The 12045-nt window shown below is 67.2% G+C and carries 13 protein-coding genes; 6 read left to right on the top strand and 7 right to left on the bottom strand.

Annotation, left to right across the window (positions count from 1 at the left end; translation table 11 throughout):
• Window positions 1-17: 17 nt before the first annotated feature.
• Complete coding sequence (locus QNN99_RS12440; RefSeq protein ID WP_229966778.1) at window positions 18-1391, bottom strand: MFS transporter; 1374 nt, start codon at window positions 1389-1391, stop codon at window positions 18-20.
• Between the two features lie 23 nt (window positions 1392-1414).
• Window positions 1415-2206, bottom strand: coding sequence for an alpha/beta fold hydrolase (locus tag QNN99_RS12435; protein WP_229966777.1), 792 nt, complete (start codon window positions 2204-2206; stop codon window positions 1415-1417).
• A gap of 44 nt (window positions 2207-2250) precedes the next feature.
• Between QNN99_RS12435 and QNN99_RS12430 the strand changes: the two genes are divergently transcribed.
• Complete coding sequence (locus QNN99_RS12430) at window positions 2251-3081, top strand: CPBP family intramembrane glutamic endopeptidase (RefSeq protein ID WP_229966776.1); 831 nt, start codon at window positions 2251-2253, stop codon at window positions 3079-3081.
• A gap of 18 nt (window positions 3082-3099) precedes the next feature.
• On the opposite strand, the gene QNN99_RS12425 is transcribed toward QNN99_RS12430, so the two are convergent.
• The gene (locus tag QNN99_RS12425) at window positions 3100-4317 is read right to left on the bottom strand and encodes a M20 family metallopeptidase (RefSeq protein WP_229966775.1); all 1218 of its coding nucleotides are present in this window, start codon (window positions 4315-4317) and stop codon (window positions 3100-3102) included.
• Window positions 4314-5816: an MFS transporter gene (locus tag QNN99_RS12420; RefSeq protein WP_229966774.1), complete on the bottom strand. Its 1503-nt coding sequence runs from the start codon at window positions 5814-5816 to the stop codon at window positions 4314-4316. Before QNN99_RS12420 ends, QNN99_RS12425 begins: the two co-directional genes overlap by 4 nt.
• Before the next feature lie 107 nt (window positions 5817-5923).
• Here QNN99_RS12420 and QNN99_RS12415 point away from each other — a divergent pair, with 107 nt between their 5' ends.
• The 3 genes from QNN99_RS12415 to QNN99_RS12405 all read left to right on the top strand — a co-directional run bounded on the left by QNN99_RS12415 (window position 5924) and on the right by QNN99_RS12405 (window position 8642).
• A complete protein-coding gene (locus tag QNN99_RS12415; RefSeq protein WP_229966773.1) occupies window positions 5924-6931 on the top strand; it encodes an Lrp/AsnC family transcriptional regulator in 1008 nt (335 codons plus the stop codon).
• Between the two features lie 125 nt (window positions 6932-7056).
• On the top strand, window positions 7057-7599 hold the full coding sequence (locus QNN99_RS12410; protein WP_229966772.1) for a DUF2231 domain-containing protein: 543 nt from the start codon (window positions 7057-7059) through the stop codon (window positions 7597-7599).
• Window positions 7600-7916: 317 nt separating this feature from the next.
• A complete protein-coding gene (locus QNN99_RS12405) occupies window positions 7917-8642 on the top strand; it encodes a hemerythrin domain-containing protein (protein ID WP_229966771.1) in 726 nt (241 codons plus the stop codon).
• Between the two features lie 47 nt (window positions 8643-8689).
• Here the strand turns inward: QNN99_RS12405 and QNN99_RS12400 are convergent, their stop codons facing one another.
• Entirely contained in the window at window positions 8690-9379 is a 690-nt protein-coding gene (locus QNN99_RS12400; protein WP_229966770.1) for an NADPH-dependent F420 reductase, read from the bottom strand.
• Window positions 9380-9554: 175 nt separating this feature from the next.
• Between QNN99_RS12400 and QNN99_RS12395 the strand changes: the two genes are divergently transcribed.
• Window positions 9555-10292, top strand: a complete 738-nt coding sequence (locus QNN99_RS12395; RefSeq protein WP_229966769.1) for an SDR family NAD(P)-dependent oxidoreductase — start codon at window positions 9555-9557, stop codon at window positions 10290-10292.
• Between the two features lie 15 nt (window positions 10293-10307).
• On the opposite strand, the gene QNN99_RS12390 is transcribed toward QNN99_RS12395, so the two are convergent.
• Both QNN99_RS12390 and QNN99_RS12385 read right to left on the bottom strand, forming a co-directional pair.
• A complete protein-coding gene (locus QNN99_RS12390) occupies window positions 10308-10913 on the bottom strand; it encodes an RES family NAD+ phosphorylase (RefSeq protein ID WP_229966768.1) in 606 nt (201 codons plus the stop codon).
• Window positions 10914-11417 (bottom strand): hypothetical protein, encoded by a 504-nt coding sequence (locus QNN99_RS12385; protein WP_229966767.1) that lies wholly within the window; start codon window positions 11415-11417, stop codon window positions 10914-10916.
• A 355-nt stretch (window positions 11418-11772) separates the two neighbouring features.
• Between QNN99_RS12385 and QNN99_RS12380 the strand changes: the two genes are divergently transcribed.
• Window positions 11773-12036 (top strand): phosphoribosyl-ATP diphosphatase, encoded by a 264-nt coding sequence (locus tag QNN99_RS12380; protein ID WP_229966766.1) that lies wholly within the window; start codon window positions 11773-11775, stop codon window positions 12034-12036.
• Window positions 12037-12045 lie beyond the last annotated feature (9 nt).

The raw sequence follows: 12045 nt of genomic DNA, 5'->3' as shown, positions 1-12045 counted from the left end.
GGAACATGTGCGGTCGGCTAATCTTCAGCCGGAATCTGGGGCGTCCGGATCCCGACGGCGGCGATCAGGCCGGCCGCGACAAGCAGCGCCGCCGTCGCCAAGGCGGTCCGCTGGAAACCCGGGTAATCCAGGGCGCCGCCGGAAATGGTTCCGGCCAGCGCAATGGCCACCAGCCCGGCAACCCGCGCAACGGCATTGTTGACCGCCGAGCCGATGCCGGCCTCCTCTTCGCGGAGCGCCCCGAGGACCGCAGAGGTCAGCGGGGCCACCATGACCGACAGCCCGAGGCTGAAGAGCAGCAGCCCGGGCAGCAGCTGGGTGGGGAAATCCAGCGGCGGACTCACCGTCAGCATCAGCAGGAAACCGGCGCCGCACAGGAGCGGCCCCACCGTCATGAACAGCCGCGGGCCGTAACGGCCGGCGAGTTTGCCGAACTGCGTGGAGAGCAGCAGCATGGCCACCGGCACGGGGAGGGAGGCGAAGCCCGCCTCGATCGCTGAGTAGCCGCCGGCCTCCTGGATGAAGACGGTCACGGCGAACGAGCCCAGCGAAATGGCGGCATAGGCGGCAGCGGTCACCAGGTTCCCGTACCGGAAGTTCCGGGCGCGGAACAGGGACAGCGGCATCATCGGCACCGGTGTGCGGGCTTCGCGCAGGACAAAGAGTCCCAGCGCGAACACGCCAGCGGCCAAGGGGACGACGACGGCGGGATGCGCCCAGCCGAGCCGCTCCTGTTCAATCAGCGCATAGACCGGACCGGCGAGCCCGGCAACGGCCAGCAGCGCGCCGGGAACGTCCAGGGCGGTGCGCCGCCGGACGGCGTTTTCCGGCAGCCCGGCCATGAGGAGAAGGGTGGCCGCGACCGGCAGCACGTTGACCGCGAAAATCAGCCGCCAGCTGACCCAGTCCACCAACACTCCGCCCGCCAGAGGACCGACGATCACAGCCGTCCCGGTCCAGGCCGTCCACCGGCCAATGGCGCGGGACCGCTCGGGCTCCTGATACGCCGTCGTAATCAGTGCCAGCGAGCCCGGCACCAGCAGCGCCGCGGCCATCCCCTGCAGCGCCCGGGCCAGGATGAGGATGCCCGGGCTCCAGGCCAGCGCGCAGGCCACCGATGCCGCGCCGAAACCGATCAGGCCGAGGCGCAGGATCCGCAGCCGGCCGTAGGAATCCGAGAGCGAGCCGGCGAGCAGAATCAGCGCGCCGAGGGTGAGCAGGTAGGCGTTCACCGCCCACTGCTGGGTGGGCAGGCCGCCACCGAGCTCGGCACTGATTGCGGGCAGGGCGACGGTGACGATGGAGCCGTCCAGGAAGGCGATGAAGGTGGCCAGGACGGCCACGAGCAGCAGTCGTCCGCGGCCTGCGGGGCTGCCGGCGGTGCCTGCCATCGCGTGGGGTCCTCCCTGCCGCCTCAGTTCAGAGAATCAAGGAACGCTGTCGTGTCCGCTGCGACCTGATCCGGGACCTCCCACAAGACCAGGTGCGCCACATCGGGGTAAACCTTCAACAGGCCCGCTGTGCGAGCCGCCAGATGTTCCTGGTCCCTGCGTGGGAGCAAGTCGTCCTCGCCGCCCCACAGGATCAGCGTGGGGGCGGAAATAGTCCCGGTCTCGGTCGGCGGCGCGGCCGTGCACAAGCCGTTCAGGATGGACTTCCATGCGTGCGCGGGCATTCTGACGCCGTCGCGCACCCGGTCCTCAAGAAACTCGGCGGGAACCTCGTGCCGCAGGGGAAACCAGGACAGCGAATTGCGCACCCAGTCCTCAGGGACGGGATCCGACAGGCCGTCGACGTCGTCGGCGAACGCGGGCCGGCCCCTGAGGGTCAAGGGCGAGCCCACCAGCACCAGCGCCGCCACCCGGCCGGGGTGATCTGCGGCCAGCTGCTGGGCCACGTAACCGCCGCTGGAGGAGCCGACGACGAACGCCCGCGGCACCCGGAGGGCCTGCAGAATCGCTGCGGCGTCCTCGGCCTGCTCTGCCAGAGAATAGCCGTCCACCGGTTTCTCCGCATCGCCCTGCCCGCGGAGGTCGGGGGCATAAACCCTGAAGCCGGTCAGCCGGGGGACAAGACGGTCGAAACTCCGGCGCGATTCGCCCCAGGCGTGCAGCAGCAGCACCGGCCGGGCTCCGGTCTCGCCTTGGACGAGGCACGGCACCGTGATGCCCGTGCGGAGCCTCAGATTCCGGACTTCGGCTTCCATAACCTCAGGGTACGCAGGGCAAGGCGGATTGCTACCCTGTCGTCATGGAACCTCCCGAGGTCTTGGAAGATGCCGGGGCGGACGCCGCCGGGCCGGACTTCGACGCCGTGCGGGCAGGTCGGCGGGCAGGTGCTCTTCTGCTGCTCCGCCTCGGGCTGGTCGCGGTGGCAACGGTCACCGTGTGGCTCCTTGTGCGCGCCGTCGAGGGTACGGCGTCGTTCCCGCCCACGCCGATGCTGGCGTCACTCAGCCTCCTTCCGGTGAACATCGTCTCGTTGCTGCTGGTGTCCCGTCTGCTCCAGAGTGAGGGTCGGACCCTGCGGTCGCTCTTCGCACCGCGCCGGTCGGTGCCGCGAGACGCGGCGTGGGGGCTGCTGTGGATTGCCGTCCTCTTCGTGCCGTTCGTGCTCGCCGTTATGGGAACGATGTGGTTGCTGCACGGACCTGGGATGTTCGAGGCCTTCGAGACCGTGTTCTACGATCCTGACGCCGCTACGATTGCATCGCCCCTGTGGGCGCTGGCCCTCGGCGCTCTGGCGGTTGCAACGTTTGCGCCACTGAATGCGCCTGCCGAGGAGGCTGTCTACCGCGGTTATGCCCAGTCCCGGCTGTCGGCGGCATGGTCGCCGTGGCCGGCGATGTTGGTCTGTGCCCTGGCTTTCGGAGCGCAGCATGCGTTCTTCGCGCCGACCACCGACGCGATGATCGTGTACGTCTCCGCATTTACCGTCTGGGGGCTCGGTTCGGCGCTCATCGTCCGCGCCCAACGACGCCTGCTGCCGGTCACCATCGCTCATCTGCTCGTGAACCTCATGACGAGTTCCCCCGCTCTGGTGTTCCCCATTCTGCAGCTGACCGGCGTCGTTCCCTCCTGACGCGCCGCTGGATATGGGTCAGGACCGGGCTTGCCTCGTGCGCCGCGCGCTCTGCAGAGAGGCCCGCAGCTCCGAATCGGCGGCGGCATCGGCAGCGGTCCACGCCAGCGCCAGTGCCGCATCCATTACCGCGGCGTCGGCTGCCGGACCGGAAGTTTCGTCCGCGAAGGCTGCGGTGTGCGGCATTCCGCGGGCACCGAGAACGGCGATGACCGGATGGATGGCCGGCATCGCCTGCGACACGTTCCCCATGTCGGTTGACCCGCCCCCGCCGCCGGCTGCCGGCGGGGCCACGAGGGTGCGGCCGGTCGCCGTGAGGTTCCGGTTCCAGAGGCGGAGAAGCGCTTCATGCTGGAGGACCGGCAGATACGCGGGGGAGGGCTGCTCCACGGACCAGGTGCAGCCGGTGGCCAGTGCGGCTCCTTCGCAGGCGAGCAGCACCTTGTGCGTGGTGTCGTTCTGCACGTCCACATCAAGGGCCCGGACTTCGAGCGCGAGCTCCGAATAGTCCGGAATCACATTGATGGCCGAGCCGCCGGCAGTCACCAGTGCGTTGATGCGGACGCCGTCGGGCAGCTGCTGCCGCAACAGGCCAATGGCGACCTGGGCCACCGTCGCCGCATTCAGTGCGTTGACGCCGTCTGCGGGCGCCGCGGCCGCGTGCGAGGCCTTGCCCCGGAACATCACCCGGAACCGGTCGCAGCCCTGCGACGACGTTCCGGTGCAGTCAATGTCTCCACCGGGCGTGGGATGGGCCATCAGCGCGATGTCGGCCTGCGCGAAGGCGCCGGCGTCCAGCAGCAGAACCTTGCCGCCGCCCTCTTCCTCCGCCGGGGTGCCCAGCAAAACCACTGTCAGGTCCAGCTCGTCAGCCACTGCTGCCAGCGAGACCGCCGCGCCTACCGCCGCCGCCGCGATGATGTTGTGACCGCAGGCGTGTCCGATCTCGGGCAGCGCATCGTATTCGGCGCAGATCACCACCCGGAAAGACCCCGTGCCGTAGACCGCTTCGATGGCGGTCGGCAAGCCGTAACAGCCCACCGTGGTCGCAAACCCGGCGTCCCACAGCTGTGCGGCCACGCGTCCCGCGGAGCGGTGTTCGTTGAACGCCACCTCCGGATCGGCGTGCAGCTCCGCGGACAGGGCCAGAAGTCCGGGCCGGTGCTGGCCGAGGCGCTCCCGGATGGCGGCCTTGGCGGCGGTCACCTGGGCGGCCGTTGTCGTCGTCGTAGTCATACGGTGCGGTCCCCCTGGGCGGGGGCGGGCGGAGCTGTTTCTGCGCCGACGGCTTGCGGTGCCGCGGCTGCTTCGCCGTCGCCCCGGAACCGCAGGGCCACCAGCGCCAGAGCCAGTGACAGCGCCGCGCAGATGCCCCACACCATGAGGTAGGACGCGTTGGCGGAGGCGGTGGTGCTTTCGCCGTCGATCTGGAGCGTGACGAGGAAGGCCGACATGACCAGGGCGAACACGGCGCCGCCCACGGAGCCGGCGGCGGTTCGCGACGTGTTGTAGAGCGCGGAGGCGACGGCGACGGAGTCCTCGGGCGACTTTCTCACCACGATCGCGGGCAGGACCCCGAGGATCAGGCCGTTGCCGAAGGCGCCGATCAGCATGGCAGCCAGGAAGGGCATCGTGCTGGTGGAGAGGCCGATCATCGCCACGTACGATCCGACGCCCAGCAGCGACCCCAAAACCACTGTGGACTTGGCGGTGATGCGGGCCGCGATCCGGTCGCCGAGGGTGGCTCCGGCGAAGGTGGCCAGCGCCAGGATCAGGAACAGGAGGCCGACGCTTCCCGGCGACAGGCCCAGGCCAAAGCCGTGCGTGTCCGGATCCGTGAGAATGAACAGTGAGCCCGCGGTCTGCGATCCGAACATCTGCGCGCCGAACAGGGCGGCAGCGAGGATGGGCAGGCCGATGCCCGACGTCGTGAGCACCTTGAGGTCGACGAGCGGGTACTTGACCTTGCGCTCAACCTGCAGCCAAAGGGCCAGCAGCGCCAGTCCGAGAACGATGGAGCCGATCGTCAGACCCGAGCCCCAGCCCCAGTTGCTCGCGTTGGCGATGCCCAGCAGGGTCAGCAGCAGGCCGATGGTGAGCAGGGCGGCGCCGGGCCAGTCGACCGTGCCGGCGCTGCGCGCGGTGGTTTCCGGCACCAGCCAGGCCACGACGGGGATGCACAGGAACATGAAGACCGCCGGCACCAAGAGAACCACGGTCAGGTTGTCGATCATGGCCAGGAGGATGCCCGAGACCATGGCGCCGACGGCTCCGCCCACGGTGAGCGCGCCGACCAGCTTGGCGATGCTCCGGCTGGCGGTTTCAGCGTTCCGGCTCCGGACGATGGCGAATTCCAGCGGCAGGAAGGCACCCAGTGGTGCCTGCAGGGCGCGGCCCAGCAGCAGGACGCCGAAGCTGGGGGCAAAGGCCACGACCAGCGAACCCACTGCCACCATGCTCACCGTGACCAGCAGCATCCGTTTGTGGCCGTAGAGGTCACCCAGCTTGCCGATGATCGGCACAAAGGCGACGGTCATGAGCAGATACACCACACTGACCCAGTTCAGGGCCGCGTCATCGACCGAGAAATCATCGCCGATGCGGGCCAGCAGGGGCGGAAACCAGCCCTGGAGCAGCCCGGAGCCGAGCTCCATGACGATAAGGAAGCCGACGGCGCCGCCGGCGGCTTTGGTGCCGTTGGCCAGGGTGCCGCTGGTGCTGGGGGAGGACTTCATACTCATCCGTTCTCGATCGGTAACGCGCGATGGTATCGTCCTCAAAATACAGACCAGGTCCGTTCCAACGAATAATCTGCAGGATTTGTCATCAAAACGAGGGTGGTATGCCGGATAGTTCCCTGAATGCGCTGGATCTTCGCATTATCAACGCCCTGCAGATAGCTCCCCGGGCGCCGTGGGCCCAGCTGGCGCCGATCATCGGTGCCGACGCGGCCACGCTGAACCGCCGCTGGCGGGACCTGCACGCCAGCGGAACGGCGTGGATCAGCACCTTTGATCCGGACAGCTGGGAGGCGGGAGCCCTTGTTGAGGTCAACTGCCACTCGGGGGCGAACCTGCGGGTGGCGGATGCCCTGGCCGAGACCCCGGAAGCCATCGGCGTGGACCTTACCGCGGGTGGCCGGGACATTGTGGCCACCATTGCCACGCCCACCGATGCCGCGCTGTGGACCTACCTGCTGGAGGAACTGCCGCGCATCGACGGCATTGAATCCACGCACAGCCATCCGATTGCGCGCAATGTGTACGACGGCAGCGCATGGCGGGTCCGGGCGCTGGATGCGCTGGAGACGCAGCAGGTTCAGGCCCTGGCTCCTGCCGGGAACCGCCGGGCGGCCGGTAAGAATATCGAGCTGGAGCGGCACATTACCGCCGTGCTGAATTCCGACGGCCGGGCGACCGCGACGGCGATCGGATCGGCTTTGGACGAGAGTCCGCGCCACATCCGCGACACCATGGCACAGATGAGCGCTTCCGGACGGCTGCAGCAGCGGACCGATCTGGTGCGGGGCGTTTCGGCCTGGCCGGTGAGTGCCTGGTATTTCCTGCGGGTTCCGGCTTCCAAGCTCGACGGCGTTGCCACCCGGCTGCAGAACCTGGACGAGCTCCGGCTGGTGTCGCACACCGTGGGACCGTACGACGTAATCATGGGTGTCTGGCTGAAGAGCCTGGCCGAAGTCCAGCGCCTGGAACAGCATCTGGAGGTGAAGCTCCCCGGTGTTTCGACGGCGGACCGTTCCGTTGTCCTGCGCAGTGTCAAGCAGTTCGGCCAGATCCTGGACCACCGCGGCCACGCCACCGGGCGGAGCAATCTGGTCACTGCGGAGGAGTAACAAGGGGCGCTCCCGGCGCGTGCCGCCCTTGCCCACCTGGGCCGGCCGCCGTCGTCGGGCGCCGTGCCGCGCGAAGGACACGGCGCCCCTATGCACCCCCGCGACGACGGCGTAGCGTAAACGAGGTGACTGAAGTTTCAGCGCCGCAACGACTGGCCCGGGCCGTGGCCGGGAGTTCCGTCTCGGAACGGCTGGCCGACGTCCAGGAACGCCTGTACCGGCCGGTTCTCGACTGGGTCAAGAACAGCGCGTTTCACACCGATATCCTGGGCCACTCGATCCATCCGCCACTCACCGATCTGACTCTGGGCTGCTGGTTCAGTGCGTCCCTTCTCGATTTGGCCGGCGGAGTTGAGGCACGCCGCAGCGCCGCACTCCTGGTGGCAGCGGGATCGGCGGCGGCAGTGCCGACAGCCTTTGCCGGCGCCAGCGACTGGTCGTGGATGGCCGGGGAAGAGCGGCGGATCGGCGCGGTTCATGCCCTTGGCACCGATGCCGCCACCTTCCTTCAGATCGGTTCCCTGATCGCCAGGCTGCGCGGCCGCCACGGTTTGGGCGTCGCGCTGAGCCTCGCTGGAAACGGAATCATGATGGGAGCCGGATTCCTGGGCGGACATCTGGCGCTCAACCGCGGAACCGCCCGCCGGACGGCTGCTGCCTCCGGATAGGAGCGGCCCCGGTTCCACGGTCGTAGTGACCGAGCTGTGAGGGCCCTTTGGCGTCGGCGACCTGTGAAAGCCGGCGCCGTTGCTGCTGCAGGGCGGGAAAAGTTTCGCGAAGATGTCCATCGGAGGAATCCGGCAGCCGCAAGCTACCTTCGCGCCCGGTCTCAGTAGAAAGGGCGGGCCGGGGTCAGCACTTCGGAAAGGCCTGACCGCTGAAGCTCCCCCGATGGCTTAAGCCATTGTGCTGATTGAGGAAAGACTTTAAGATACTCGCGGGGAACGGCCTCAGTCTTGGATGAACTCTTTAAGGGGCGATCCAAATGGCTGACTTTTTTACGGCCGAGCCGGGCGAGGCCCCGGCCCCATTGCCGCCGGGGCCCATCCTCTGTACCGGGACGGTCGGAATGCGGCGCGTTCACCGTTTTTTCCTTTGGGCCTACGATGAGGCACCCGGCCTGGTGCGGTCCAGCCCTATTGGAGATACGCATCGCGCCGCATACGTTGGGGAAGTGCTCGGAAACTTCGACGGCGTGCTGCACATCCACCACGAGGGTGAAGACCTGCTGATGTACCCTCGACTGGCTGGCCGGGCACCGGGGTGCGCCCTGCATGTAGCGCAGATGCTGGAACAACATCGGCAGGTGGGGCAGGGGCTTGAACACATCGAACCGGTCCGGCGACGCTGGATGGAGACGGCAAACGCGGCGGCCGGCGAGGAACTCGCTGAACGCTATGAGGACCTCTCCGCTCTGCTTAAAGTGCACCTGCGCCGCGAAGTCACTGAGGTGATGCCCGTGGTGGACAGGGTGTTGAGCGAAAAGGAAATGGACGCGGTCGGTCAGCACGGGATCGAACAGTTCGACAAGAAGTTTTTGGTGGGCTACCTCGGGATGATGATGGCCACGAACCCTCCGGACGACCGAAAGGCTTTCTTCAAGGAAATCCCTGCGCCGGTCCGACTTGCCTACCGCCTCGTGGGGCGCCGAATGTATCGGCGACAATATTCGACGCTGTTTCCCGGGCGCAAAATCCCGGAAACACTTTAGTCTGTTCGTGGGCATCTGCACGGCTCCCCTTCCGGTGGCCGCGGCCTTCAACCGATGCGCCGGGCGAGCTGCAGGTTGCGGATGAGTTCCTCGCGGCTCTGACCGTCCACATGGTGGCGCCACATCGGTGTTCCGGGAGCGCTGCGCCACGATTCGCTCAGGGGACTGTTGTCAACGGCGTCAAATCCGAGATCGCCGTAGAAGCGGCTGACCACTTCGACGGCGTCCGGATAGTCGCTCGAGACAACCAGCGCCTTCCGGTCAGGAGCACCGGCCGGCCTTGCCAGCCGGATCACCGCCGGCAGCGCATCGCCGGGGACTCGGATCTCGGAGCGCCCGTGGAACTGGACGTGGCTGAACGCCTTAACGAGCTTCGAGGCGGGCAGCTGTTCCTGGCGCAGCTCATGAATGGTCTGGCGGCCGGAGTCGACCTCCGGATAGTTTCCGTCGCGCCAGACCATGTAGTTGTTGTTATCGATCACGACCTTTCCCTCGAGTTCATCGACCGGCAGTGTGCTGTCGGGGGAGTAGGGGAAGGCTAGGACAGCGAAGTCAGCTGCGGCTGCGGCGTCGGCGGTGTAGGCAGCCCGGGCCCGCGGACCCAGCTCACTGATCAGGCTCTCCAGGGTCTCGGGACCGCGCGAATTGGCGATGACGACGTCGTAACCTGCGGCGATGGCCGCACGGGCCAGGGTGCTTCCGGCTTGGCCGGCGCCAAGTATGCCGATGGTGGTCATGAGCGTTTCTCCTCAGTTGTCCCGTTCACGGCGTCAGCCTACGTGTTTCGGCGCAGGCGTGGTCCGGCGGGCCCTGGACCCTCCCGCAACCGAGGCAGGGGCGGAAGACTGGTTGGCGGCACGCGTTTTGAGGCCGATCATGTCAACCGTGGTGACGAGAAGGCGGGGGAGCATCGTGGCACGCGTCCTTGTCACCGGGTCAACTGACGGCATTGGGCGGTCGACTGCCATGAGGCTCCTCGAGCAGGGGCACGACGTCGTCGTCCACGCGCGGACACCGGCTCGGCTGAGCGCCGTTCAGGATCTCATTGAGCGAGGTGCCGGGGAGGTTGTCGGTGACCTGAGTCGTTTGCCCGAAGTCCGTGAGTTTGTGGCGCAGGCGAACGGGCTGGGACGGTTCGATGCCGTCATCCACAACGCCGGGACTATGAACGGCTCGTCGGTCCTGCCCGTCAATGTGGTGGCCCCGTATGTACTCACTGCGGAAATGGAACGCCCGGGGCGCCTGATCTATCTCAGCAGCGGCATGCACCATGGCGGGCCTCCCGACCTTGCCGGCATCGACTGGAGCGGCAGCCGCGCGACGCGCTCCTACTCCAACTCGAAGCTGTTCGTCACCACGCTCATGGCTGCGGTGGCACGATTGTGGCCGGACGTGCTGGCACACGCCCTCGACCCGGGGTGGGCGCCGACAAGGATGGGCGGGCCCAGCGCGCCCGACGATCTGAGCCTGGCCGACGTCACCCAGGTCTGGCTTGCGACAACGGAGGACCCCGCTGCCATGGTGAGCGGCCGGTACTGGTTCCACCAGGAGCCCCGGGCTCCGCATCCCGCGGTGCCTGATGAGGGTTTTCAGAATGATCTGTTGGCTTCCCTCGCCGCGTATACCGGCGTCGCGCTCGCGGGCCCATGATCCGAGGCGGGCTATTCACCGTGAACTGCGATACTTGCCCGCGTCCGGGCCTGGCCTCTCGTGCTTCCGCACTATGGGCCTGAGGATTTCGGCTGCAGCCCCCTCAACAGCTGGGTGGTCCAGGGTGAGGATCTCGGGATCGTCGTCCACGGTCAGCGAGGACCAGTCCCACAGGCCGACCGAAGCCCGCTGGGACCCGTAGAAGGACCACCACGAGACGCCGTCGTGCTGATTCGATTCGTAAATGCTGCGCGCCCACTCTCTGGTCACTGCGTATTCGCGAGTGATGACCTGGCTGGGGCGAAGCCCCAAGTCCAAAAGCACGCGCGGATCGTCCAGATCAAGCACCCGCGGCGTGCCCGTGTATTTCACCAGGGCTTTCCGGCTGCCGGCAGGCGCCGCCCGAGGAACGTCCAGGACCCCCTGCGCCCACGTCGGGAACCGCCCCGGGGCTTCTGCGACTGCCGCCTCGGGATGCGATCCGACGTACAGCACCCGGTACTCCGCCGCCGGATCATCCACCCTGCCGTTTCCCTGATCCGGCCACACGAACAGGGGATGGCCGTTCTCGGTCGCGTCTGTGGCCGCGGGATCCCAGTTCAGGACACGGTAGAACTCCATCTAGGCGAACGCGCCCTGCGCATACGCCTTCATGGCCTCGATGAGCCGGCCGGGCCCTTCCTGCGCAAAAACATCGATCGGCCGCGCCCGCAGAAAAGGATCCTGACCCTCAAGCCACAGTGCGGCCTGTTCCGGTGTGAAGGTTGCCAGCAGGTGTCCGACGAGCGTGTCCAGGTCCGCGAGCTTGGCCCGGTTGGTCTCCGAAGGGCGGTCGACGCCGGTTGCCCACCGGCCCGGCCCGTCCTGTGAAACCCCGAGAAGCTTGGCGGTGACGTTGTTGCCCAGTGCGTCGACGACCCTGCGCGCGACTGCTTCAGGACCATAGGCGCCGGCATCCTTGATTGATTTCACCTGGACGCTCCCGGCTGCTGGCTTACGCCCGCGCTTGGTTCTGCCCGGAGTAGCGACGGCGGTTCCCTTGGGCAAGACGCCGTGGCCCTTGATGATCTGGACGTCCACGCCGCCGATACGGACCGTGCCGCTGAATTCCTCGGCTGCGCTCATGGCCACAGTAAGTGTTTGGGAGCGAGCGCGGCAAGAGGGCCGCACCGCCCATCGAGGTGGGTTCCTAGCTTTAGTCGGCAGGCATCTGATCTGTCGAGACGTAGCGCCGGGGATCGTCCGAAAGGGCATCTCGCGGGAACTCAATCCAATCAGGCTCTGTAGCCCCGTCACCGACGCTGAATACCCGCCAGCCGACTCCTGGGATCGAGGCTCTGGTACATGCCGTCAGGAGAGACGTCCCCAGGCAGCCGTCACAACCCTCGCTACCTACACGGGGTGAGACGCTATAGGCCGTCCCCGTCACACCCCGACCCCCAATTGAGCCCCAACCCGCGGCACAGCGTAGCCTTGACCTGTGAAAACCTTCGAAGACCTCTTTGCAGAGCTGAGCGAGAAAGCGCAGAACCGCCCCGCCGGTTCGCGCACGGTGACCGAACTCGAGTCGGGCGTTCACGGCATCGGAAAGAAGATTGTCGAGGAAGCCGCCGAAGTCTGGATGGCCGCCGAGTACGAATCCGAAGCCGAATGCGCCGAAGAAATCTCCCAGCTGCTCTACCACCTGCAGGTACTCATGCTCGCCAAAGGCATGACCCTCGAGGACGTCTACAAGCATCTCTAGCCGCGCGCT

The organism is Arthrobacter sp. zg.Y820, from assembly GCF_030125555.1.
In the GTDB taxonomy this organism is placed as follows: domain Bacteria; phylum Actinomycetota; class Actinomycetes; order Actinomycetales; family Micrococcaceae; genus Arthrobacter_B.
Note: the sequence above shows the minus strand (reverse complement) of the source record. Positions and strands in the feature narration are given on the sequence as shown.

Excerpts from the sequence above, each read along its gene's own strand:
- QNN99_RS12440 (WP_229966778.1), bottom strand. The coding sequence starts at position 1,391 with ATGGCAGGCACCGCCGGCAGCCCCGCAGGCCGCGGACGACTGCTGCTC.
- QNN99_RS12435 (WP_229966777.1), bottom strand. The coding sequence starts at position 2,206 with ATGGAAGCCGAAGTCCGGAATCTGAGGCTCCGCACGGGCATCACGGTG.
- QNN99_RS12430 (WP_229966776.1), top strand. The coding sequence starts at position 2,251 with ATGGAACCTCCCGAGGTCTTGGAAGATGCCGGGGCGGACGCCGCCGGG.
- QNN99_RS12425 (WP_229966775.1), bottom strand. The coding sequence starts at position 4,317 with ATGACTACGACGACGACAACGGCCGCCCAGGTGACCGCCGCCAAGGCC.
- QNN99_RS12420 (WP_229966774.1), bottom strand. The coding sequence starts at position 5,816 with ATGAAGTCCTCCCCCAGCACCAGCGGCACCCTGGCCAACGGCACCAAA.
- QNN99_RS12415 (WP_229966773.1), top strand. The coding sequence starts at position 5,924 with ATGCCGGATAGTTCCCTGAATGCGCTGGATCTTCGCATTATCAACGCC.
- QNN99_RS12405 (WP_229966771.1), top strand. The coding sequence starts at position 7,917 with ATGGCTGACTTTTTTACGGCCGAGCCGGGCGAGGCCCCGGCCCCATTG.
- QNN99_RS12400 (WP_229966770.1), bottom strand. The coding sequence starts at position 9,379 with ATGACCACCATCGGCATACTTGGCGCCGGCCAAGCCGGAAGCACCCTG.
- QNN99_RS12390 (WP_229966768.1), bottom strand. The coding sequence starts at position 10,913 with ATGGAGTTCTACCGTGTCCTGAACTGGGATCCCGCGGCCACAGACGCG.
- QNN99_RS12385 (WP_229966767.1), bottom strand. The coding sequence starts at position 11,417 with ATGAGCGCAGCCGAGGAATTCAGCGGCACGGTCCGTATCGGCGGCGTG.